General features: G+C 64.6%; 20 protein-coding genes. 17 read left to right on the top strand and 3 right to left on the bottom strand.

What is annotated here, in order from left to right; genetic code table 11:
- Positions 1–123 precede the first annotated feature (123 nt).
- The 5 genes from AB4099_RS14705 to AB4099_RS14685 all read left to right on the top strand — a co-directional run bounded on the left by AB4099_RS14705 (position 124) and on the right by AB4099_RS14685 (position 5062).
- Entirely contained in the window at positions 124–888 is a 765-nt protein-coding gene (locus tag AB4099_RS14705; protein ID WP_441478604.1) for a Crp/Fnr family transcriptional regulator, read from the top strand.
- Between the two features lie 122 nt (positions 889–1010).
- The gene (locus tag AB4099_RS14700) at positions 1011–1802 is read left to right on the top strand and encodes a class I SAM-dependent methyltransferase (RefSeq protein WP_441478603.1); all 792 of its coding nucleotides are present in this window, start codon (positions 1011–1013) and stop codon (positions 1800–1802) included.
- A 150-nt stretch (positions 1803–1952) separates the two neighbouring features.
- Positions 1953–2522 carry an NADPH-dependent FMN reductase gene (locus AB4099_RS14695; protein WP_113516871.1) on the top strand — a complete coding sequence of 190 codons (570 nt, stop codon included), beginning with the start codon at positions 1953–1955 and terminating at the stop codon, positions 2520–2522.
- Between the two features lie 153 nt (positions 2523–2675).
- Positions 2676–3887, top strand: a complete 1212-nt coding sequence (locus AB4099_RS14690) for a diguanylate cyclase domain-containing protein (RefSeq protein WP_113516870.1) — start codon at positions 2676–2678, stop codon at positions 3885–3887.
- A gap of 227 nt (positions 3888–4114) precedes the next feature.
- Positions 4115–5062, top strand: coding sequence for a glutaminase (locus AB4099_RS14685; protein ID WP_441478602.1), 948 nt, complete (start codon positions 4115–4117; stop codon positions 5060–5062).
- A 182-nt stretch (positions 5063–5244) separates the two neighbouring features.
- Here the strand turns inward: AB4099_RS14685 and AB4099_RS14680 are convergent, their stop codons facing one another.
- A complete protein-coding gene (locus AB4099_RS14680; RefSeq protein WP_441478601.1) occupies positions 5245–5946 on the bottom strand; it encodes an SDR family oxidoreductase in 702 nt (233 codons plus the stop codon).
- Between the two features lie 113 nt (positions 5947–6059).
- On the opposite strand from AB4099_RS14680, the gene AB4099_RS14675 reads away from it, so the two are divergent.
- From AB4099_RS14675 to AB4099_RS14640, 8 genes are all read left to right on the top strand, one after another.
- On the top strand, positions 6060–6950 hold the full coding sequence (locus AB4099_RS14675) for a LysR substrate-binding domain-containing protein (RefSeq protein WP_441478600.1): 891 nt from the start codon (positions 6060–6062) through the stop codon (positions 6948–6950).
- 451 nt (positions 6951–7401) lie between these two features.
- Positions 7402–9270 (top strand): ABC transporter permease, encoded by a 1869-nt coding sequence (locus AB4099_RS14670; protein ID WP_441478599.1) that lies wholly within the window; start codon positions 7402–7404, stop codon positions 9268–9270.
- Positions 9270–10403 carry an ABC transporter ATP-binding protein gene (locus AB4099_RS14665; protein ID WP_113516867.1) on the top strand — a complete coding sequence of 378 codons (1134 nt, stop codon included), beginning with the start codon at positions 9270–9272 and terminating at the stop codon, positions 10401–10403. The genes AB4099_RS14670 and AB4099_RS14665 overlap by 1 nt, the downstream gene beginning before the upstream one ends.
- Positions 10404–10435: 32 nt before the next feature.
- A complete protein-coding gene (locus AB4099_RS14660) occupies positions 10436–11545 on the top strand; it encodes an ABC transporter substrate-binding protein (protein WP_441478598.1) in 1110 nt (369 codons plus the stop codon).
- Between the two features lie 69 nt (positions 11546–11614).
- On the top strand, positions 11615–12730 hold the full coding sequence (locus tag AB4099_RS14655; protein ID WP_113516866.1) for an ABC transporter substrate-binding protein: 1116 nt from the start codon (positions 11615–11617) through the stop codon (positions 12728–12730).
- Positions 12731–12763: 33 nt separating this feature from the next.
- Positions 12764–13594, top strand: coding sequence for an inositol monophosphatase family protein (locus AB4099_RS14650; protein ID WP_113516865.1), 831 nt, complete (start codon positions 12764–12766; stop codon positions 13592–13594).
- Positions 13595–13761: 167 nt separating this feature from the next.
- Positions 13762–14403 (top strand): dual specificity protein phosphatase family protein, encoded by a 642-nt coding sequence (locus AB4099_RS14645; protein WP_441478597.1) that lies wholly within the window; start codon positions 13762–13764, stop codon positions 14401–14403.
- Positions 14400–16058: a metallophosphoesterase family protein gene (locus AB4099_RS14640; RefSeq protein ID WP_441478596.1), complete on the top strand. Its 1659-nt coding sequence runs from the start codon at positions 14400–14402 to the stop codon at positions 16056–16058. The genes AB4099_RS14645 and AB4099_RS14640 overlap by 4 nt, the downstream gene beginning before the upstream one ends.
- Here AB4099_RS14640 and AB4099_RS14635 read toward each other — a convergent pair.
- Positions 16025–17026 carry a LacI family DNA-binding transcriptional regulator gene (locus AB4099_RS14635; RefSeq protein WP_113516862.1) on the bottom strand — a complete coding sequence of 334 codons (1002 nt, stop codon included), beginning with the start codon at positions 17024–17026 and terminating at the stop codon, positions 16025–16027. The genes AB4099_RS14640 and AB4099_RS14635 overlap by 34 nt on opposite strands.
- Positions 17027–17332: 306 nt before the next feature.
- On the opposite strand from AB4099_RS14635, the gene AB4099_RS14630 reads away from it, so the two are divergent.
- From AB4099_RS14630 to AB4099_RS14615, 4 genes are all read left to right on the top strand, one after another.
- Positions 17333–17920, top strand: a complete 588-nt coding sequence (locus tag AB4099_RS14630; RefSeq protein ID WP_113516861.1) for a phosphatase PAP2 family protein — start codon at positions 17333–17335, stop codon at positions 17918–17920.
- A 168-nt stretch (positions 17921–18088) separates the two neighbouring features.
- Positions 18089–18370 carry a hypothetical protein gene (locus AB4099_RS14625; RefSeq protein WP_441478595.1) on the top strand — a complete coding sequence of 94 codons (282 nt, stop codon included), beginning with the start codon at positions 18089–18091 and terminating at the stop codon, positions 18368–18370.
- Between the two features lie 273 nt (positions 18371–18643).
- Complete coding sequence (locus AB4099_RS14620) at positions 18644–19168, top strand: histidine phosphatase family protein (RefSeq protein WP_441478594.1); 525 nt, start codon at positions 18644–18646, stop codon at positions 19166–19168.
- Between the two features lie 111 nt (positions 19169–19279).
- Positions 19280–19819, top strand: a complete 540-nt coding sequence (locus AB4099_RS14615) for a DedA family protein (protein WP_113516858.1) — start codon at positions 19280–19282, stop codon at positions 19817–19819.
- A 211-nt stretch (positions 19820–20030) separates the two neighbouring features.
- On the opposite strand, the gene gyrB is transcribed toward AB4099_RS14615, so the two are convergent.
- Complete coding sequence (gene gyrB, locus AB4099_RS14610) at positions 20031–22451, bottom strand: DNA topoisomerase (ATP-hydrolyzing) subunit B (RefSeq protein ID WP_113516857.1); 2421 nt, start codon at positions 22449–22451, stop codon at positions 20031–20033.
- Positions 22452–22569: the final 118 nt, after the last annotated feature.

Below are 22569 nucleotides of genomic sequence, written 5' to 3'. Positions count from 1 at the left end.
TCCACGGCGCTAGAACGCCGCGAAGCTTCTGCCAGTTCCGTCAATCGCCAAGGATATGTTGCACCGCACGAGACATGCGATTCGACATTGAGCTGTGCCGGCTCCCCCGCGCATAATAGGGCCATGAAGACCATGCCAGACCATGCCAGCATCGCCCGGCTCGGAGTACCGTGCCTCGCCTGCCCTTTGCGGCTGAAGCCGGCATTCAAGGACAAGAGCGATGAGGAAGTCCGCTTCATTCAGGGGATGAAGATCGATCATCGGTCCATTCCAGCCGGATCGGAGGTCATTCACCCCGGCCAGGAAGATGCCGAACTCTTTACGTTGTTCTCCGGCTGGGCCTTTCGCTACAAATCGCTCTCCGACGGGCGGCGTCAGATTCTGAACTTCCTGCTGCCGGGCGATCTGGTCGGCCTGCAAGCGTCCCTCCTGAGCGCGGCCCAGCACGGCATCGAGGCGCTGACTGATGTCGAGCTCTGCACCTTTCCGCGCAAGCGCATCTGGGACCTCTTCGTGCACATGCCGTCGCTTTCCTACGAGATCGCCTGGCTCGGCTCCCGTGAGGAAAGCCTGATCGACGAGAACCTGACCTCGGTCGGCCAACGCAACGCCGGCGAACGCATCGCCGCACTGGTGATCTCGCTCTATCGCCGGGCCGAGGCGCTCGATCTCGTCAGTGACAATGGTTTCCAGTTCCCCCTGTCGCAACAGCACCTCGCAGATGCGCTCGGCCTGTCACTTGTCCACACCAGCAAGACCTGGTCCCGCCTGCGCCGGGCCGGCCTTTTCTCGCTTGCCGGAGGACGGCTCACATTGCTCAACCCGCGGCTGACCGCGCGCATGGCCCTGCTTTTCGAACGGGAACGCCATCCCAGACCGTTGATCTGAAACAGCTCAACCGCTACGCGGCACTCTTGACCCGAACTTCTTGACGGTTAACGTCAATTCTGCTCGCTAGCGGCATCTGTTCGTTCTGATGCTTCGGCTAACGGGGCGGGGCCTGAGGTTTCATGACGCGTTCTTCCACCACCCGGGATTCTCGCAGCGCGCTCGCCGGCCGGCTCGGCAAATCGAGCGTTGCCGCTCGCATCGAGGGCGAAATGCGCGTCACGGCCGCAGAGTTGGCCGATAGCGTGGCCGAGGCCAGGCTGAAGGTCGCCGCCGTGCGCTACAAGGTCGAGGGCGAGGTCCGCAACACGGCCGGGAAGCTGAAGACGCGGGTCAATGAAGCCAAGGCGAAGTTCGGCGACGATGCCCGCTTCCTGAAATCCTGGATCGACGACCCGCTGCGCACCGGCTCGGTGACACCGTCGAGCCCGTTCCTGGCGCGCCGCATGGCCTCATTCGTCGATCCGAGCGTGCCTGGTCCGGTGATCGAGATCGGCCCCGGGACCGGGCCGGTGACCGAGGCGCTGATCGAGCGCGGCATCGACGAGTCCAGGTTGATCCTGGTCGAGTACAGCCCCGAATTCTGCAAGCTGCTGCGCGAGCGCTTTCCGCGCGCCACCGTGGTGGAAGGCGACGCCTATGCACTGTCGACGACACTGGCCGGGCATCTGAATGAGAAGGCCGTGGCCGTCGTCTCCAGCCTGCCGCTGTTCACGCGCCCGCCGGCCACGCGCACGGCCCTCGTCAAGGACGCCTTTACGCTGCTCGTCCAGGATGCACCCTTTATCCAGTTCACCTACTCCGTGATTTCGCCAGTGCCGCGGAAGGGTTCGGGCCTCAAGGCCATGGTGTCCGACTGGGTCTTGCGGAATATCCCGCCAGCGCGCGTCTGGGTCTATCGTCGCGCGGCATAGGACTGCGACGGTTCCCTGGCGATGGTCCCACCCGCCCTATCGTGCATGGTGTCGATACCCCAGCCCGGGTTTTCAGGCCGCCGGCAAGAGTGCAGGCTTTCCTGATCGCGGTCAGGCTGGAACTTCCCGGCTACGCCATGGGGACGTCGCATGCCAGCACCTAGGATTCTCGTCTTCGCCGGTTCCTGGCGCGAGGGCTCACTCAACACCAAGCTCGCGGTGCTGGCGGCAAAAAGGCTACGCGCAGCCGGCGCCCAGGTGAAACAGATCTCGCTCGGCGACTATCCGCTGCCCCTGGTCGATGCCACGGGCTTCGGCAACGCGCCGCCGCCAGCCCATGAGCTGCGCGCTCTGATCGACGCGCATGACGGCCTCTACATCGCGAGCCCGGAATACAATGCAGGCTACGCCCCTGCCTTGAAGAACGCGCTCGATTGGGCATCGACCGCCAAGCCCGGCGCCCCCGCCAGCGGCCTTGCCGGCAAGGTCGTGGCGCTTGGCGGCGCCTCGACCGGCGCGCTCGGAGCCTATCGCGGGCTGACCCAGCTGCGGACCTCGCTCGAGCTCGGCTTCGGCGCGCTGATGGTGCCCGAGATGGTCGCCGTCAGTTTCGCCGACAAGGTGTTTGATGCCGATGGCAACCTCACCGATGCGCGCAGCAGCGGTTTCCTGGATGCCCAGGTGGCCCGGCTGATCAAACTTTCCGGCAAGAGCCTGTAATCGCGGCGGCGTGACGGTCGGACGCTAGGGAATGTGCAGAAGTCATTGCGCCTTCCACACGGAATCGTAACGCCTCGGCCCTATGAGCCGAGGAGCGCCGGTCTCGAACCGGCCTCTTTCAGAACCTCACGGCCAGGGAGTCGCAGCACGCGCATGAGCGGCGAGGCATCGAGCTACAGTTTGCCGCGCTGGCGCCTGACGCGTTGGCTGACCGATGCTGGTCCGGATGTGCCGGCCGACATCCGGGTCGCCCTGATTGGCAGCCTCTATGGCACCTTGCCGATCTTCGCCGGCGGCGTGATCAACACCATCGCCGTGTCGTTTCTGATCGCGATGCGAATTCCGACGCTGCCCTTCGTGCTCTGGTGCGCCTTCGAGCTCATCTGCTGCGTGACGCGGCTCTTCGTGCTGCTCCTCGCCCAGAAGCGGGCGAGGCAGGGCAAGGAGACGCCAACGGATCTCTACATCCTGCTCGGCGTCGGCTGGGCCGGCGGTGTCGGCTACGGCACATTCATCAGCCTGAGCAGCGGCGACTGGGTCGTGGCCACACTTGCCTGCCTGTCGGCCGCCGCGATGATCGGCGGCATCTGCTTCCGCAATTACGGGGCGCCACGTCTCGCAGGAGTGATGATCTTCCTCACGCTCGGGGCCTGCTGTTTTGCCGCGCCCTTCCTCGGCGAACCGATCATGCTGATCGTCTTCATGCAGATCCCATTCTACCTGTTCAGCATGAGCCGGGCGACCCATACGCTCAACAAGATGCTGGTCACGACGATGCGCGCCGAGCGTGAGAACGAGTTCCATGCCCGCCACGACATGCTGACCGGGCTGTCGAACCGCTCGGGCCTGACGAAGGCGCTCGACGCGCATTTCGCCCGCGATGCCGGGCAGAAGCGGCTCGCACTGATCTATCTCGATCTCGACGGCTTCAAGGCCGTCAACGACAGCTACGGCCATATGGCCGGAGACCGGCTGTTGCAGCTCGTCGCCGAGCGGTTGCGCGGCATGATCCGCAATGGTGATCTCGCCGCCCGGATGGGTGGAGACGAATTCATCGTCTTGTCCGAGCAAACCGAGGCCACACAACTCCTCGGCTTCGGCGAAAGGCTGATCCGCGAGATCTCGCGGCCCTACGAGCTCGACAACAAGCATGAGGTCACGGTGGGAGCCTCGGTCGGGATTGCGCTTGCTCCGGAGCACGGCACCGACATGATGACCCTGCTCGCCGCGGCAGACAGCGCACTCTATCAGGCCAAGTCGCGCGGCAAGTCGCGCTGCATGATCGCGTCCGCGTCGCGGAGCGAACTCGACCGGCCTTTCCCCGGCGCGCCGCCGCTGCTCAGCTCGGGCCGCCAACTGCACTGAGCCCGAGATCCGCGGCTTGCTGCAGATCGCAGCGCTCCTCCCCAGGGACGATTCGCCAAGGCGATCCTGGCCAGTCAATGCCGCGCGCCCACTGCGTCGGGCGGGAGCGAAGCATCGTCGCCTGGAGCACCGCAACGACCGCCTTGCAGGGTCGATCTGGCGCGCCGCAATCTTGACCCCCTCGCCGCCCTCGGGCTTCCTGCCGTGCGGGAAAGCGGAGAGCGGCCGTGGCAGATATCGGACGGATCGTCCACGAGGTGGCCCAGGAGATGGCCGCCCATCCCGAGCGGGGCGAGGTCGCGAGCTATATTCCGCCGCTCGCCCATGTCGATCCCGGACAGTTCGGCCTGTGCATCGTCACCTCCGACGGCGTAACGCATGCTGCCGGGGATGCCGAAGAACCCTTCTCGATCCAGAGCGTCTCGAAGGTCTTCGCGTTGACCCAGGCGCTCGGCAAGGTCGGCGACACACTCTGGCGCCGTGTCGGGCGCGAGCCTTCCGGAACCCCCTTCAACTCGATCGTCCAGCTCGAGCGCGAACAGGGCATTCCGCGCAATCCGTTCATCAATGCCGGTGCGCTTGTCGTCAGCGACGTCAATCTCGCCGGGCATGAACCACGCGTCGCGATCGGCGAACTTCTGCGCTTCATCCGCTATCTCGCCGAGGACGAGACGATCGTCATCGACGAGACCGTGGCCCGTGCCGAGCAAGAGACCGGTTTCCGCAATATTGCGCTGGCCAATTACATGAAGGCCTTCGGCAATCTGACGCATGCGGCGCCGCTGACGCTTGGCGTCTATTTCCACCAATGCGCCATCGCCATGAGCTGCCGGCAACTCGCCATGGCTGGGCGCTACCTGATGCTGGGCGGCCTGCACTCGCCAGGCGGAGCACGGGTGATCTCGGCGCAGCGAGCCCGCCGGATCAACGCCCTGATGCTGACCTGCGGGCATTACGATGCTTCCGGCGACTTCGCCTTCCGCGTCGGCCTGCCCGGAAAATCCGGGGTCGGCGGCGGCATCCTGGCGATCGCGCCGGGCAAGGCCGCAATCGCCGTCTGGTCGCCCGGACTGAACGAATGCGGCAATTCCCGCCTCGGCACCCTCGCGCTGGAGCGCATTGCCGAAGCGACGGGGTGGTCGGTGTTCAGCCCATCAGGAAGCGGCCGTTCATGAGCGGTCCGGAGCGCGCAGACGGCCATCACCGGCCAGCGTCTCCGCCTGGCTCGGGCCACGCTCAACCCCGTGGCAATCGGGCAAGAGCGTTCTGTGGGAAGGGCATCGCCGGACGTCCTTGAGGGCCTGCAAGCGTTTCCAGCAGGTCCCAGACCATCCAAAGCTCTCCGCGTTCCTGCCGCTCAGATTCCGCGTGAGATGCCACCATCGACGCGAATGTTCTGCCCGGTGATGTAGCCGGCATCGTCGGAGGCAAGGAAGGCGATCGTGCCTGCGATTTCATCGCTCTTGCCATAACGCTGCAGCGGCACGCGCTGCCGCCGTTCATCGGTGGCCGGCAGGCTGTCGATCCAGCCGGGGAGCACGTTGTTCATGCGGATATTGTCTGCTGCGTACTTGTCGGCGAAAATCTTGGTGAAGGACGCGAGCCCGGCCCTGAACACGGCCGATGTCGGGAACATGGCGTCGGGCTCGAAAGCCCATGCCGTCGAGATGTTGATGATCGATCCGGAGCGTTGAGCCTGCATGACCGGCGTCACCAGCCTGGCTGGCCGCACGGCGCTCAGGAAATAGACCTCCATGCCGCGATGCCAGTCCTCGTCCGGAATCTCCAGGATCGGCGCGCGCGGGCCGTGGCCTGCACTGTTGACCAGAACGTCGATGCGCCCCCAGCGGGAGACAGTTGCATCGACGAGGCGCTTGATATCGTCGTTGGACTGGTTCGAACCGGTGACTCCGATGCCGCCGAGTTCATGAGCCAGGGCCTCGCCCTTGCCGGATGAGGACAGGATGGCAACTGCGAAACCGTCCTTGGCGAGCCGGCGCGCGGTGGCGGCCCCCATCCCGCTGCCGCCGGCTGTGATGATCGCGACTTTCTGAGTCATGGACTTTCCCCTGGTTGCCTGCTGCAATTGGTCGTAGGCGACGAGGCCGCCCCGAGCCATGGATTTTCCGTGCGGTGTCCCTGTAGCGTTGCTACACCCTCCTCATGTCACGAATGCCCCCTCTCGCGACCTTGCGCGCATTCGATGCGGCCGCGCGCCATCTCAATCTTCGCCTTGCGGCGGAAGAGTTGAACGTGACGCATGGCGCGGTCGCTCAACAGGTCCGCGCTCTGGAGGCAGGCCTCGGGGTTGCCCTGTTCGAGCGCGAGCCGCGCGGCCTCGCGCTCACCGCGGCCGGGCGGGCCTTTCATCCGCAGATCAGGCGGGCCTTCGCACTCATCGCGGGCGCCATGGCCGCAATCGAACCCACGCAGGAACGGGAACGACGCGGCGTGACGGTGACTGTCACCCCCTCCTTCGCGGCACGATGGCTCATTCCCCGGCTCGGGAAATTCTCCGTGATTGCGCCGGATGTCGAGGTGCGCGTCCTGGCGTCGGAATCGACCGAGCGCCTCGGAGGACATGGCCTGCCGGATCTCGCAGTGCGCTTGTCGGCTCCGCCGTTTGAGCGCTCGCTCGATGCCCGGCGCCTGCTTGCGGACGACCTCTTTCCGGTCTGCAGCCCCTCCATGGCCCAGACACTATCGAGCCTGGACGACCTCGCGGGAGCGACGCTCCTTCACGACGCCCATGACGCATGGCCACTCTGGCTCGAACTTGCAAACGCCTCGACCCCACATACGGTCGGGCGCCGCTTCAATCAGACCGCACTGGCACTGGCTGCCGCGCTCGACGGCCAGGGCGTGGCGCTTGCGCCATCTGCCCTCGTCGCGGACGATCTTGCCGGGCAACGCCTGGCGGCACCGTTCGGCACGACTCTGCGACTCGCCTCGGAGCGAGCCTTCTATCTTCTCACGCCAAAGCTCTCCCGAATGCGGGCGGAGGTTTCGACCTTTCGCTCCTGGCTGATCGACGAATGCGATGCGGGCCTGGATGTCGAGTGACGTTCCCGCCGGGCTGCCCGGACTTGACGTCCTGCCCGCCCGGTTGAGGCGGCCGGACCGCCCTGAGCTCCCATGATGAGAGTGCTCCCAAGACGGTTTTGCCGAAGCGCATGATCGCAGCCGCCGGGCCGTAGCCGCTTTGGCCAACGGTGCCCGACCTGCTCAGGCGCGAGGATCGCGGCGCAAAGCGCGGTCGAGGTTCACCACAACTTGCCCGGTTTCGCGCTTGCACGCATGTGCAAAATTGCGATTGACAGGCCTGCCGTTTGCGTTGAGCTTGATACGTAACGGATCGGGTCAAGCTGCGTGCAGCCCCACGATCAGAGCTAAATAAGAGCTGCCCCACAGCAGAGCGTTGTTTGCAAGGCTGTGCGGGGAGAGGGAGGGTACGATGGCCAAGACGTGTCCCGCTTCAGCGGGCGCCCGCCTTTGCGCGGAATAGGGCGCCTCGATGACCACCGGTAACGCCGTCGCGCCACGCCGCGAGAGTGGCCGGCAAGTGGCTCGGGCGAATGCCATCCCTTCGCCGGCCTGGACATGTCGGCTGCGCTACCGGCTCCGCGTAGCGCTGCGCGAGCCGACGACCATCATCGGCCTCTTCGCCGCACTTCTGTTTGCCTATCTCATCGTCGTGCCGGTGGTCTCCATTCTGCGCGATGCGGTGACTGTGCAGTTCGGCGACGAGCGCCGCACCGCCGCCGAGGTCGGCAGCCTCACAACCTATTATCTCAGCCGTGCCTTCACATCGCCGGTGGCAGCGAACCTGTTCTGGCAACCGCTGCGCAACACCTTGATGGTGGCTGCCGGCGCCATTGGCATCGCCGTCGTCGTCGGCACGGCGATCGCCTGGCTGATCTGCCGCACGGACATGTTCGCGCGGCAGTGGTTCGCAACGGCCCTTATCGTGCCCTACATGCTGCCGGCCTGGACCTTTGCACTCGCCTGGACGACGCTGTTCAAGAACCGCACGGTCGGTGGCCAGGCCGGCTGGATGGAGAGCCTCGGCTTCAGCCCGCCGGACTGGCTCGCCTACGGCCAGGTGCCGATCACACTCATCCTGGCGCTGCACTACACGCCGTTCGTCATTCTGCTCTTCGGCTCGGCGCTGCGCCGCTTCGACAGTCAACTCGAGGATTCGGCCCGCGTCCTCGGTGCGGGACGCGGCGCCATCGCGCTGAAGATCATCCTGCCCCTGATGCGCCCGGCGCTGATGTCGGCCGTGGTGCTGATCTTCGCCAAGTGCCTCGGCGAGTTCGGCGTCGCGTATGTGCTCGGACTGCCGGTGAAGTACGACGTGCTCGCGACCTCGCTGTACCGCTCGATCGGCTCGCGCCAGACCGGCGTGGCCGGGGTGATTGCCGGCGCCATCATGCTGATCGGCATCATCACGATCCTGATCGACGCCTATCTGGTGCGCGAGGCGCAGCGCTTCGTCACAGTCGGCGGCAAGGGCGCCATGAACCGGCCGGCGCGGCTCGGCATCTGGCGCTGGCCGGCCACCGGCTTCGCCGCGGGCGTCTACGCCGCCAGCGTCGGCGTGCCACTGCTGACCCTGTTCCTGTCGACGGTCATGCGTGTACCGGCGGATTTTTCATGGTCGAACTTCACGCTCGACTATTGGATCGGCTGGAATCTGCCGACGGTCGCCATGCGCACCGGCATCCTGCTCAGCCCGGACCTGTGGCAGGCGGCGTTCAACACATTGTGGATCGTCGGGCTGGCCTCGACCTGCTCGGGCCTGCTCGGCATCATCACCGGGTATGTCGTGGTGCGCACGCCGGTCCGGCCACTCGCAGCCGTCCTGCGCCAGGTGACGTTCATGCCCTATCTCGTGCCGGGCATCGCCTTCGCAGCCGCCTATCTCTCGTTGTTTGCGGTGCCGCGCGGGCCGATTCCGGCGCTCTATGGCACCTCGCTCATCCTGATTCTGGCGCTCATCGCCGACCAGATGCCCTATGCCTCGCGCGCCGGCATCTCCGCCATGATGCAACTCGGCAGGGATCCGGAGGAGGCGGCGCAGGTCGTCGGCGCAGGCTGGCTGGCGCGCATGCGGCTTGTCGTCGTGCCGATCCAGAAGGGTTCGCTGATGACCGGCATCCTCCTGCCATTCATCTCCGGCATCAAGGGGCTCAGCCTGTTCGTCATGCTCGCCGTGCCCAGCACCGACGTGCTGACCACCTTCTCGATGCGCCTCGTCGATTATCACTACACGCAGGCGGCCAACGCGGTCGTCCTGATCATCGCGGCCATCGCCTATTTCGGCACTCTGGCGGCGCAGAAGCTCACTAAGACGAACCTGGCGGAAGGACTAGGCAGCTGATGCCCGCGATCATCCTGGAAAACGCCAACAAGAGCTACGGCGCCGGTTCGCCCAACGCAGTGTCGAATCTCGACCTCGAGATCGCCAATGGCGAGTTCATGTGCCTGCTCGGCCCATCCGGCTGCGGCAAGACGACGACCTTGCGGATGATCGCGGGATTGGAGAACCTCTCCGGCGGCGAGATCCGCATCGGCGAGCGCGTCGTCGACAGCATTTCCAAGGGCCTGTTCGTCGGGCCGGAAAAGCGCGAGCTCGGCCTCGTATTCCAGAGCTACGCGCTCTGGCCGCACTTGACCATCGAGCGCAATACCGATTTTGGCCTGCGCCTGCGCAAGGTGCCGAAGGCCGAGCGCGAGGCGCTCGTCACCCGCGTCATGAAGGCCCTCGACATCGAAAAATACCGGGGCCGGTATCCGTCGCAGCTCTCCGGCGGCCAGCAGCAGCGCGTGGCGCTCGCCCGCATGCTGGTGGTCAATCCGGGCGTATTGCTGCTCGACGAGCCGCTGTCGAATCTCGACGCCCGGCTGAGGCTGGAAATGCGCGCCGAATTGAAGCGCATTCACGCCGAGTTCGGCACCACCATCGTCTTCGTCACGCATGATCAATGGGAGGCGATGACGCTCGCGACCACGATTGCAGTGATGAACGAGGGCACGCTGCAGCAGATGGGGACGCCGAACGACATCTATGACCGGCCAGCCAACCGTTTCGTCGCCGAGTTCGTCGGTAGCCCGCCGATCAACATTTTCGAGATCGGCGATGCCTCGCACGACGTCGTTGGGCGGCACGCGGTCACCTTTCTCACCGCCCGGCTAGGCCCTGACGCCGATATCGGATCGCTCGGGCTCCGGCCCGAAACCATTCAGATCGCCGGCTCGGCCGACGCGGTGCCTGGCGGCAGTTTCGCCGATGAGGCGGTCGTCACCGGCATCCTTCCGACCGGTGGCAGTTGGATCGTCGAGCTGACTTCGGGCGGCAAGAAGACATTCGCGACAGCCAACGAGGCGCCCCGCCAGAAGGTCGGCGACACCGTATGGTTCCACGTCCGACCGGCGGCGCTGCATGTGTTTTCGCGTGACGGCCAGCGTCTCGAGCGCGCCGACGACGTCCTCGCGCAGGCAGCGGTCCAATGAACGACCTCAACGACAGGAAACGGGAGGGATCCATGCTTGTCATGACCAAGGCTGCGCTCCGGACCGGCCTTGCGGTCGCCGCGTCATTCGCCGCAATGGCTGCCACAGCCGAGGATCTGAAGCTGCTCGCCGAGCGTGCGAAGGCCGAGCCGCCGATGACGGTTTACGCCGTTACCGGCAAGATCGTCGATACGGCCAACGCCTTCAACAAGATCTATGGACTCGGTGTCACCGGCAAGAAGGTCAGCGAGGCCGGGCAGGTGGAACTGCTCATCCGCGAACATCGCGCCGGCGCCGCACTCGCCTCCATCTCGCTCGCGGCCGACACGGCGTCGGTCGCCGCCGAGCTGCTGCCGAAGAAGGTCGTCACCTCCTACGTGCCCGACGATGCGGCGAACCTGTTGCCGAAGAACGCAAGGGATCCGCTGGTCTTCGTCACCGACCCGCATGTCTGGAGCTATAACGGCGCCGCGTCCCAATCCTGCCCGGTCAAGAACGTCTGGGAACTGACCGAACCGACATGGTCGCGTCTGGTGACCCTGATGGACCCCCTGGAGAGGCCGGCCTATGCCGACTGGTTCAACCAGTTGGAGACGCATCACGACGCCGCGATGGCGGCTGCGTATGCGACGCATTTCGGCAAGCCTTTCGACAAGAGACAGGGCTCGGCGACCGCCGCCTGGGTGAAGGCACTGGCGGCCAACGGGCCGCTCGTCGCCGATTCGACCGCCGTCGCCGCCGCCGTCGGCGCACCCGGGCAAAAGCAGCCGTTCTTCGGCATGGTGCCGGTCGCCAAGTTCCGCGACAACTTCGACAAGAAGTTCAGCCTGACGATCTGCCGCGACATGCAGCCCTTCGCCGGCATGCTCTATCCCAGCATGGCCGTCATTGCGGCCGGCACGAAGAGCCCCAACACGGCGAAGCTGTTCATCAGCTATCTGCTGACCGAACCGGGACTGGCACCACAACTCGTCGACGGGAAGGTGCCGACGCACCCGAAGATCGCCTTGCCCGATGACGAGCCCTCGGGCATCGGCCGTTCCCTCGACCGGATGATGGCGTGGGATCTGGCGTCGTCGGTCAGCGACCTGGAGCGCCGCCAGGATTGGCAGGACCTGTGGCGCGTCAATCTCAGGCGCTGACAGCGCCATACACGCGGATCAAGCGGCGCGGGAGCAACCACTCGCAAGCCGCACAAGGGAGGAACGACCATGAGCGCCTACTGGAGAGCACCGCTCCTCGCCGTTGCATTGGCAGCCGCCGCCACTCCGGCCATCGCCGTCGAGCCGTTCGACCTCAACGGCCTGATCGCCGCGGCCAGGAAAGAGCCGCCGATCACCATCTATGACAGCACCGGCAAGATCGTCGACATGGCCAAGGCGTTCTCGGCCAAGTACGGCCTCAGCGCCACAGGGCAGAAGGTGTCGGCCAACAGCCAGCTCGAAATGCTGCTGCGTGAGAGCCAGAGTCGCAACGTCAAGGGAGACGTGGCCCTGTTGACCGACACGCCAGCCGTCATCGGCCAGATGCTGCCGGCCAAGGTGCTCGAAAGCCATCTGCCTGCCGACCTCGCGAGCGAGATCCCGGCCGGCTATCGCGACCCTCTTGCCATTTCAGTCAACGCCAATGTCTGGGCCTACAACACCGAAATCCACGGCGCGTCCTGCCCGATTTCCAATGTCTGGCAGTTGACCGAGCCGGAATGGAGGGGCCGCGTGGCCTTCATCGATCCGCTGACCAAGGGAACCTATACCGACTGGTTCAACCAATTGGCCCAGCACGGCAACGAAGCGCTCACCGCCGCCTACAAGGCGCGCTACGGCAAGACGCTGGTCCCGCAGCAGAAGACAGCTGCCGCAGAATGGCTTGCGGCATTGGCAAAGAACGCGCCGCTCGTGTCCGAGAACGACGATCGCATCTCGGACGCCGTCGGCGCGCCCGGGCAGAAGGCGCCTTTCATGGGGCTGTTGAGCTCGGCCAAGTTCCGCGACAATGCCGACAAGGGCTACAAGCTTGGCCTTTGCAAGACGCTCGAGCCCTGGGTCGGTTGGACCTACACGAAGCTTGCGCTCATCGCCAAAGGCACCAAAAGCCCAAACGCGGCCAAACTCTTCGTCCGCTACATTCTGACGGAGGAAGGGCTGATGCCGCAGATGCAGGATGGCAAGCTGCCGACCAGCCAGGCGATCCCGGTTCCCAAGGACGAGCCGTCGGGCGTCGCTGCCGTGCTCGATCGCCTCTTTCCCTACGACGCCAAGACCGGCCTCGACGATTGGGACAAGCGCCAGGATTGGCAGGATTTTTGGCAAATTCATTACAAGCGCTAAGCCGCCGCGCCCTTTGAGCCGGAAATCCAGACAATGCTGCAGACGACGATCACCGACATTGCCCGCAAGGCCGTTCTCGCCGTTCAGGAGCCGCTCACGGCGGCGTTTCGCGCCGGAATGGTGGTCGACTTCAAGCGCGACCGGCACGATCCCGTCACCGAGCATGATCGCCGAGCCGAGGCGGTGATCCGCGATCTCGTATTCCGGGAAGTGCCCGACTCGACCTTCGTCGGCGAGGAAGGCGGCTCGGTCGGGAGCGGCGCGGTGCACTGGTATGTCGATCCGATCGACGGTACAGCCAACTTCGCCAGCGGGATGGCGTTCTGGTGCACATCGGTGGCAGCAGTGGTCGATGGCGAGACCGTCGCCGGTGCCATCCTCGATCCGATCGGTGGCAACCTGTTCCTCGCCGATCGAGACGGGGCCTGGCTCAATGGACAACCGCTTGCCTGCCGTGCGGCACCCGACGAAGCAAACGCCGTGCTGATCACCGGCTATCCGGTGCCGCGCGACTTCCGCAACGACGGCGAAGCGGTCGCACTTGGCCGGTTCGGCGAACTGACACGCACGTTTGCGACCCTGCGACGACCGGGTAGCGCCGCGCTCAGCATCGCCCATGTGGCTGCCGGCTGGGTCGACGCCGCCGCCGGTTTCGGCGTCAACGCCTGGGATGTCACCGCCGCTATCCTGATCCTCGAGAAGGCAGGCGGACGCTACACCCCCCACGACCTCGGCAAGGTGGCGCAGGCTGCGCCGGCGTTCCTCCATCCCGGCTATGTCGCTGTCGGAGCAGGGGCGAATTATCCGACGCTGGATCGCATCGCGCGCGAGATCTCCGAGGGGCGAAGGCGATGCGTCGCTTAGAATTGCCGCGCAACTGCGGCAGCGCGGTCACCGCAGGAGTGGACTGCGTCATTGCATCTCCACGCGCGGCTGCGAGCGAGCCATAGTGAACAGCTGTGCAAACTCATTCGATCTGGAATTAGCGAGTACCCCTTATGCCTCCGACAAGAGACATCGCTGCACCCGAAATGCCCACGCCCCGCTATGACCGGCCGCACATCTCGCGCGTCTACGAGAACCTGCCCGGCTATGGCATCGATCTCTATGTCGGCGGGCGGGAAGGTGCGTCCGACATCCCGCTGCTGAAGCGGCACGGCATCACCACGGTGCTCAACTGTGCCGTCAATCTCGACTTCAACTATGTCGCCGAGCCGGCGCCAGACGCGCTGAACGACGTCGATTTCGGTCATGCCCCGATCCGCTACTACAAGCTTGGCATCGTTGACGGACCGGGCAACCCGCAAACCATGATGCTGGCCGGCTATTTTCAGCTGAAGGGGGCAATCGACCAGATTCTGCCGGAGAAGCCATCCTATTCCGTGCGCGAGCGCGGCAATGTGCTGGTCAGCTGCCGGGCCGGGCGGTCGCGTTCTGTCATCCTGGTGGCGCTGTTTCTGCATCTGCGTCTCCCAGCGGAGTTTCCCACCCTGGAGGACGCCATCAATTACGTTCGCGGCAAGCGCGAACTTCGTCCCGACGAGTGGCATGAGACGCCCAAGCCCATGCTGATCGCGGCCGCCGCACGGACTGCTCGCTGGGCGCGCATGATCGAGGACGACATCACCGCGCATCCCGAAGAGCACGGCCCTCTGCCGGAGTCGACTGATTGAACCCAACATACCGCATCGCCGTCATCGCCGACCCGCATGTGCATGACGTTGCCTGGCAACCAGCGGGGGCGGGGCTTGCTGGCGCAGTGCGCAGCTGGGCCGATACCACCGCGTCCACCCGCGTATTCAACGAGAGCCTGCCTGCCTTCCGCGCCGCGCTCGATCGCGCCACCGCGGAAGGCGCGAGGATCGTCATCGTTCCCGGCGATCTCACCGACGATGGTCAGCGGCACAATATCGAAGTCGCCGTGGCGCTCATCGCCGAGTACGAGCGTCGCCATGGCCTGCGCGTGTTCATGACACCCGGCAATCACGATTTCTGGGCGCTGAAGGGCCGGCCGCAGCGCAAGGAGTTCGTCGGGCGCGACGGCAGCCGGGTCATCGTCGGGAGCCACGCCGCACCTGGTGGCGCGGTCTCATCGCCGGAGACTGCGATGCTCGGCGCGCCCGAGGCGCTGACGCTCATGGCCGATCTCGGCTTCCAGCCTCGCACCGACGACCTGCATTTTGAAACGCCGTTTGGCAGCGATGCCCGTTGGAGCTCGCGAACGGTCCGCGCCGCCAGCCCTGACGGGACCACGGGCTTCGACATGATCGACGCATCGTATCTGATCGAGCCCGTTGTGGGGTTGTGGCTGCTCTCCATCGACGCCAACATCGTCGCGCCGCGCGACGGGGCAACTGATCTCGATGATCCCACGCAGATGCTCGATCCGTCGGATGGCGGGTGGCCTGCGGTGCTGCGGACGCGGCCCTATCTGTTCCCCTGGATGTGCGACGTCGCCGAACGAGCGCGGCGTAGCGGCAAGGCTCTCGTTGCGTTCTCGCACTACCCGGTACTGGACGCGCTCGCCGGTGCCTCGGCATTGGAGTGCGCACTTTTCCCAAGTTCTGGCCTCGCCCGACGTGCGCCGACCGTGGAGGTGGCGCGGCGCTTCGCCGAGACCGGCGTGCGTCTTCACCTCTCCGGCCATCTGCACGTGAACGATACCGCAGTGTTCCGGGACGAATGGGGGGGGTTCTTCAACATCGCCGTGCCATCGCCGGTCGGCTTCGCTCCGGCGATGAAGCTGCTCGATGTCGCCACCGACCACGTGCGGTTACGCACCATCCGTCTCGACGACGTGCCCGGTCACGATGCCGCGTTCGATGACTACAGCCGCGAGGCGGGAGCCGCGGGCGATCCGTCACCGAAGGCTGTCAGCGCCGGCGGCCATCTTGGCTTTCTCGACCATCATCTGTGCGCCCTCGTCGGCGCCCGTTACATGGTACGCGAATGGCCGCGCGATATGGCGGAGTTCGTACGCGCGCACCGCTTCGCCGATCTGGAGAGGCTGCTCTGGCCACAGGCAACGCCGGCTGCCAGCACGGGTAACGTGGCGCTGACCGTCCTCGCCGAGGACTGGTACCGCTTGCGCAAGGCAGCAGACCTCGCGCTCGATCTGGTGCCCGAAGCGCGCCTTGCCGTCTATCGCCGCTGGATCGGCGAACTGCATCACGCCGAAGCGGCGGATCTGGCCGGGCGGTTCATCGCCTTCATCAGCCTGCTCGGGCGCTATCTCGACCGCATTCCGACGCTTGATGTGGCGCTGGACCTTGAGGCGCTCGTCGCGGCGCCGTCTCAGGGGCGGACACTGCGTCGCCAGACCGTCTGAGCCGGGAGGTTGATGGGGCCAGCGACCAGGCCTCCGCTCTCCAGGATTGTTGCGATATGGTCGGCCATGGTGTCGAGCGGCTGGCGGAAGGTCGTGAGTTCGTAAGAGGCCCAGCCAGCCTGAGCTATGTCGTCGAAGCCGATGACGCAGAGATCGTCGGGGACGCGACGGTCAAACTCCTTGCGCGCCGCATCCATGAAGCCCAATGCCAGCAGGTCGGTGACGCAGAAGACGCCGTCCGGCCGCGCCGCCGAGGCGAAGAGCTGGCGCGCCGTCTCTGCGCCCGTCGCGTAACCGGTCGGGCCGAAACGGCACAGCTGCACGTCGACCCCGGCCTGGGCGGCGGCGACCGAAAAACTGACTTCGCGCGCAACGATGCTCGGCGTACCGGCGGTCGAGCTGACGACAGCGATCCGATCGCAGCCAGCGCGCCGCAGCATCATCAACGCCTCGGCAGCGGCGCCAGCACTGTCAACGAGGATCTGCTGAGTGCCTTCGAGCAGATCATCACGATTGATCAGGATAACGCGCTGGCCGTTGGCGACACAGGTCTCGACGAGGGAGGATCGCGGGCTGCCGGACACGACCACCGTGGCGTCGGCGCGGTAGTTGAGCGTCTGGCGTAGCGCGGCCTCTGTCGCCTCCGCCTGCCCCGCCGTGTTCAAGACCATCACGACCTTGCCCATGGCCTGCAGTCGCCGGGTGACCACGTCGAGGAGGGCCGACTGATAAGGCGTGGCGATTTCGCCGATCAACAGACAGACGATGCCGGATTGCTGGCTGGTCAAGCCGCGAGCCAGATGGTTGACGTGATAGCCCAGTTCGGCGGCTGCCCTGAGCACCTTGGCGCGTGTCGCCTCCGACACGCTGGCGCCCTCGGTGAAGGTCCGCGACACCGCTGAACGCGACACGCCGGCGCGATCTGCGACTTGCTGGGCGTTGATCGGCGTACGAATCGGCTTGTTCATGGGGAACCCTTTGGCGCTCACCTGTGCAAATTTGCACAGCATTCCAAAAGATGGAACAGAGCGAGGTCTCTATCTATCTGAATTATCGTTATATTGTAATAATTTCGGCCGCGCGCAAGCCTGTGCAGGCGGACATACTCCCTCACATACCGAGCGCCTTCTGCTAACGCATCATTCCCGGAACCGGACATTCGTTGGGAGTTATCCGCACGAAGAAAGGCCGACAAAACCGGCGAATTTCATTCGCCGGCTTGCGCGTGCTGTGCGACAGCCGTCCCCCCAAAGACCGTGACCGATTCTCCAGCGATGCTCGCACTCGATACCGAACTGTTCCTCGCCCTCAACGCCGGGGCGAGCCCAAACTCATATGTCGCTCTTTTCGCGATAGCGGTCACTCGCTTCGTGATCTTTCTGGTTCCCTGCTACATCGTCGTCTTGTGGATCCGTGGCACTCGACGGCGGCGGCTTCTGGCCTTTGCGCTCGCTCTTGCCCTTGCAATCGCGATGGTCATCAGTTTCGCGATCGGGTTCATCGCCTTCCGGCCTCGTCCCTTCATGGTCAGCCTCGGACACAGCCTGGTAGACCATCGCCCCAACGCCTCCTTGCCGAGCAATCACGCCCTCGCCTTCGCGGTGGGCGCGGCTGTGCTTGCTTTGGTGCGGCAATACGGGATGGCCTGCCTGGCTATTGTGATTGGCGCGCTCGTAGGCTGGTCGCGCGTCTATGTCGGCGTCCACTACCCATCCGACCTCTTCGGAGCGATCATCGTGGCTATTCCAGCGGCCTTGATTTCGCTCGCGGTGACGGCGAGACACGGCGCGTCAATCGTCGCAGCGGTCGAGACCTTGCAGCGGAAGGTGCAAATCCGCCTGGCGAGACCCGGTCGACGCTGAAAGGGAATGTCCACGGGCATCGTCGCGATGCCCTACCGGCATTTCGGTTTGCGTCCATTCGGTGACACCGCCGCCTGATAGAATACCTTCTGGCATTGACCAGAAAGCCACATTCCCGTTTGCGGGCTGATACTCTAGGTTTTCGGATGGCGCTGACCGAGGTGATGCATGTTCGAAGCCGTGAAACAGAAAATCGAAGCGGAGATCATCACGCTGGTGAGCCAGAACCAGCATCTCATCACGGACTTCGTGGGGCAGAAGGCCTCCGGCCTTGTCAACGACGACGCCGCAATGACCAATTTCGCCAGCAAGCTCTACGCTATGTTGCCGCTCATGCTGAGGTCGGTCGTCAGTCAAGACACCTTCACGTCCTTCGTGCTCGACAATCGCCAGCGATTGATCGCGGCAATCACTGCAGCAACGCAGGCACCCAACGAAAAGAAACCCTGATCCCTTTCCCCAGGCGTCAGCGACTGTCCGTGTAGCCGCGGGAGCCCGCCATGCGATTCTGTCCGAGCGCATCCCGCTACGCTTTTGCTCTATTCCCTAAGCTGCCCGTCGAGCAGATTTGATATCAGCCGATCTCATGCGCATCCCAGGAAGCCGTTTCTTTCAATGCAATGCGGAAAAGGGCATAGAATGAGATCGGCAGCGTTCATAGCTCTACTTGCTCTTTGCGGAGCAACCGGGGACGCCTCAGCAGCGGCTGCGACACAAACGATCGTGCTGATCCGGCACGGCGAAAAGCCACAAGGTGGTTTGGGCCGACTCGATTGCCGTGGATTGAACCGCGCGAACGCCCTCCCAGCCGTGCTCGCAAGGCAGTTCGGCCGCTTCGATGCGATCTTCGCTCCTGACCCCGAACATGCGAAGACGGACGAGGGAATCAAGTATCCCTATCTGCGCCCGCTGCAGACAGTCATTCCCCTGTCGAAGGCGACTGGGGTGCCGGTCGATACGCATTTTGGTTACAAGCAGATCGGAAAGCTCGAGGCAGCGCTGCAATCTCCCGACTATAGAGAAGCGACTCTCCTCATCGCATGGGAACACAAGCAGCTTGTCAAACTGGCCCGCAACCTTCTCGACCACCATGGTGGCGATGTTCGCCAGGTTGGGAAATGGGCAGGCAGCGATTTCGATAGCCTCTACATCGTCCGAGTTGTCCGTGACGGTGTCGCGACGCGGGCGTCTTTCGAGCAGGGCAGCCAGGGCTTGAACGACAAGGTCGGGCCCTGCACTGGCGGGTGAGGATTGCTTGACGGCGAGATTGGGCTCTCAGGAGTGTGAGCCTGCGGCCCATGCCCTGCGCTGGCATCGCGCAAGCTCGCAAGCAAACCCAAAAGGAGTGCCGTAGCTGACATGGCAGCAATTCTGGCGGAGCTTCGAGATCTTTCCGCCGCGCTGCTGGCGTTCGTCCAAGAGCATCGTCAATGGACAGTGCCGCTCGCATTCATGCTTGCTTTCGTCAAGTCGCTTCCCTTCTTTCCGCTCATCGTTCCGGGTACCGCGCTGTTGCTGGCCATCGGATCGTTGATTGGCGCCAGCGGTATCGGTTTCATCCCGGTCTGGATTGCGATCAGTGTGGGAGCAGCGCTGGGCGATTGGGTTTCTTACTGGCTAGGCCGCAACTTCGCTTCTGCCGTCAGAAGTTCTCGCTTCGTCGCCCGACACCCCGGGCTGCTTCCGCGGGGCGAAGCCTTCTTCAACCGTTGGGGCGCGCTGAGTATCGTGCTCTGCCGTTTTTTCGGCCCGTTGCGCGCCACAGTACCGTTCGTCGCCGGTGTCTGTGCCATGCCCAGAACGATCTTCCAGATCGCCAACTGGGCGTCGGCCTTCCTGTGGGCAGGGATGCTGCTACTACCTGGCGCCCTCGCCATGACCTTTCTTATCGGCCGCTGATAGCTCCAGCCACGCGAGTGGAGCGCCGCGCCGGTCGCATTGCACTCTCGGGATGCTCTGCCCCATGCCATCTCCCGGCATGAGGTTGGAGTGAGCGCCCGTGACTGCATCTGCGGACCAGAGTGGCGCTGTTGGCACACCGTTCAAGGGAGGCGTCTGTGGAGCAGGCTCGCACCATGGCTCCGCTTTACGGCCCACAGAGGCCGCGCCGTCATGTATCGACGGTCGCGTTCAGGGCGTTGCTTTGGATGAAGTCGCGGCGGGGTTCGACGACGTCGCCCATCAGCTTGACGAAGAGATCGTCGGCCTCGTCGTTCTGGTCGTTCTTGACCCTGAGCAGCGAGCGCACATCGCGATCGAGCGTCGTCTCCCAGAGCTGCTCGGGGTTCATTTCGCCGAGACCTTTGTAGCGCTGGAGCGAGACCCCCTTCTTGCCGATGGCGCTGACCGCGTCGAAAAGATCGCTCGGGCCATTGACGATATGATCATCGCCCTTGCGGCTGAGCACGCCGGGCTGGGCATAAGCTTCCTGCAGCGAGACGGCTGCTGCTGCGAGCTTGCGCGCTTCGGCGCTCGCGAGCAGGCCGGCATCAAGCACTGCGACCTGCTTCACGCCGCGCACAAGCCGCGAGAAGGTGAAGCCGCCATCCTCCACCCGGCCTTCCCAGCCGCGTTCGAGATCGTCGGAGATCGCATCCAGCCGGCGCGCGACAGAGGCAGCGGCCTCGGTGGCCTGCGCGTCGCTCTCGTTGGTCAGCGGATGGAGCGCGCCCGAGATCGCCATCTGCTCGACGATGCGCCGGTCATAGCGCGAATGGAGCTGCGACAGCGTATGGCGTACGCCGCGCGCCTCGTCGATCAGACTGCGCAGGTCGGGACCGGCGCGCTCGATGCCGTCCCCTGTCCGGAAAACAGCACCGTCCAAGGTCGAGTCGACGAGGTATTCCTCAAGCGCGCGCTCGTCCTTGAGATAGGTCTGGGACTTGCCGCGCGCGGCCTTGTAGAGCGGCGGCTGAGCGATGAAGAGATGCCCGCGCTCGATCACCTCCGGCATCTGCCGGAAGAAGAAGGTCAGCAGCAGGGTGCGGATATGGGCGCCGTCCACGTCCGCGTCGGTCATGATGATGATCTTGTGGTAGCGCAGCTTCTCGATGTTGAATTCCTCGCGGATGCCGGCCCCGAGCGCGATGATCAGCGTACCGACCTGCTCGGAGGAGAGCATCTTGTCGACGCGCGCGCGTTCGACATTCAGGATCTTGCCGCGCAGCGGCAGCACCGCCTGGTATTCACGGGCGCGGCCCTGCTTGGCGGAGCCGCCGGCCGAGTCACCCTCGACGATGAAGAGTTCTGATTTGGCGGGGTCGCGCTCCTGGCAATCCGCGAGCTTGCCGGGCAGCGAGGCGATGTCGAGTGCGCCCTTGCGCCGCGTCAGGTCGCGTGCCTTGCGCGCGGCTTCGCGCGCCGCGGCAGCTTCCGCCACCTTGCCGACGATCGTCTTGGCTTCGTTCGGGTGTTCTTCGAGCCAGGTCGAAAGCGCCTGATTCACGACGTTCTCGACGACGGGACGCACCTCGGACGAAACCAGCTTGTCCTTGGTCTGCGAGGAGAATTTCGGGTCCGGAACCTTCACCGAAACGATCGCGGTCAATCCTTCGCGGCAATCGTCGCCGGTGAGCGAGACCTTTTCCTTCTTCATCATGCCGGAACTCTCGGCATAGCCGGTGATCTGGCGGGTCAGCGCAGCGCGGAAGCCGGCTAAGTGAGTGCCGCCGTCCCGCTGCGGGATGTTGTTGGTGAAGCAGAGGACGTTCTCGTGGTAGCTGTCGTTCCACCACAAGGCGACATCGACGGTGATGCCGTCCTTCTCGGCGCCGAGCACCACCGGCTTGTCGACGACGGGGGTCTTGGCGCGGTCGAGATAGCGCACGAAGGCCTCGACGCCGCCCTCATACATCAGCTCCTCGCGAACGACCTCGGCATGGCGGGCATCGGTGAGGACGATGCGGACGCCCGAATTCAGGAAGGCGAGTTCGCGCAGACGATGCTCGAGCGTCTTGTAGTCGAACTCGACCATCGTGAAGGTCTTGGTCGAGGGCAGGAAGGTGACTTCGGTGCCGCGCTTGTCGCCGGCCGGGCCGACAATGGCGAGCGGCGCGACCGCGTCGCCATGGTGGAACTCCATGAAATGCTCGTTACCGCCACGCCAGACGCGCAGCTTGAGCGAGACCGAGAGCGCATTGACGACAGAGACACCGACGCCGTGCAAGCCGCCCGAAACCTTGTAGGAATTCTGGTCGAATTTTCCGCCAGCATGGAGCTGGGTCATGATGACCTCGGCGGCGGAAATGCCCTCCTCGCTGTGGATATCGGTCGGGATGCCGCGACCATTATCGGTGACCGTGACCGAACCATCGGCGTTCAGCGTGACGGTGACGAGGTCTGCATGCCCTGCCAGAGCCTCGTCGATGGCGTTGTCGACCACCTCATAGACCATGTGGTGCAGACCCGAGCCGTCATCGGTGTCGCCGATATACATGCCAGGGCGCTTGCGCACCGCATCCAGGCCTTTGAGAACCTTGATGGAATCGGCGCCATAGGCAGCGTCTTCAAGGTCGCGGGCAGCATCACTCATGTCGGGGTCCTTCAGCGGGCGAGGCTATGCCCGCGATCGTCTTGATTCGTATCATGAATATAGGCGGGAACGGTGGCTTTTTCACGCGCACGCGTACGTGCGCGCAGGAGCTCCCCCC

It is taken from the genome of Allobosea sp. 2KB_26 (assembly GCF_052115715.1).
Classification (GTDB): domain Bacteria; phylum Pseudomonadota; class Alphaproteobacteria; order Rhizobiales; family Beijerinckiaceae; genus Allobosea.
This window is presented reverse-complemented; position numbering and strand designations above follow the sequence as displayed.

Bases quoted from the DNA above. Each gene is read 5' to 3' on its own strand.
- AB4099_RS14680 (WP_441478601.1), bottom strand. From the start codon at position 5,946: ATGACTCAGAAAGTCGCGATCATCACAGCCGGCGGCAGCGGGATGGGG.
- AB4099_RS14665 (WP_113516867.1), top strand. From the start codon at position 9,270: ATGCCCGCGATCATCCTGGAAAACGCCAACAAGAGCTACGGCGCCGGT.
- AB4099_RS14660 (WP_441478598.1), top strand. From the start codon at position 10,436: ATGCTTGTCATGACCAAGGCTGCGCTCCGGACCGGCCTTGCGGTCGCC.
- AB4099_RS14670 (WP_441478599.1), top strand. From the start codon at position 7,402: ATGACCACCGGTAACGCCGTCGCGCCACGCCGCGAGAGTGGCCGGCAA.
- AB4099_RS14690 (WP_113516870.1), top strand. From the start codon at position 2,676: ATGAGCGGCGAGGCATCGAGCTACAGTTTGCCGCGCTGGCGCCTGACG.
- AB4099_RS14675 (WP_441478600.1), top strand. From the start codon at position 6,060: ATGCCCCCTCTCGCGACCTTGCGCGCATTCGATGCGGCCGCGCGCCAT.
- AB4099_RS14650 (WP_113516865.1), top strand. From the start codon at position 12,764: ATGCTGCAGACGACGATCACCGACATTGCCCGCAAGGCCGTTCTCGCC.
- AB4099_RS14630 (WP_113516861.1), top strand. From the start codon at position 17,333: ATGCTCGCACTCGATACCGAACTGTTCCTCGCCCTCAACGCCGGGGCG.
- AB4099_RS14615 (WP_113516858.1), top strand. From the start codon at position 19,280: ATGGCAGCAATTCTGGCGGAGCTTCGAGATCTTTCCGCCGCGCTGCTG.
- gyrB (WP_113516857.1), bottom strand. From the start codon at position 22,451: ATGAGTGATGCTGCCCGCGACCTTGAAGACGCTGCCTATGGCGCCGAT.
- AB4099_RS14635 (WP_113516862.1), bottom strand. From the start codon at position 17,026: ATGAACAAGCCGATTCGTACGCCGATCAACGCCCAGCAAGTCGCAGAT.
- AB4099_RS14705 (WP_441478604.1), top strand. From the start codon at position 124: ATGAAGACCATGCCAGACCATGCCAGCATCGCCCGGCTCGGAGTACCG.
- AB4099_RS14625 (WP_441478595.1), top strand. From the start codon at position 18,089: ATGTTCGAAGCCGTGAAACAGAAAATCGAAGCGGAGATCATCACGCTG.
- AB4099_RS14695 (WP_113516871.1), top strand. From the start codon at position 1,953: ATGCCAGCACCTAGGATTCTCGTCTTCGCCGGTTCCTGGCGCGAGGGC.
- AB4099_RS14700 (WP_441478603.1), top strand. From the start codon at position 1,011: ATGACGCGTTCTTCCACCACCCGGGATTCTCGCAGCGCGCTCGCCGGC.
- AB4099_RS14645 (WP_441478597.1), top strand. From the start codon at position 13,762: ATGCCCACGCCCCGCTATGACCGGCCGCACATCTCGCGCGTCTACGAG.
- AB4099_RS14655 (WP_113516866.1), top strand. From the start codon at position 11,615: ATGAGCGCCTACTGGAGAGCACCGCTCCTCGCCGTTGCATTGGCAGCC.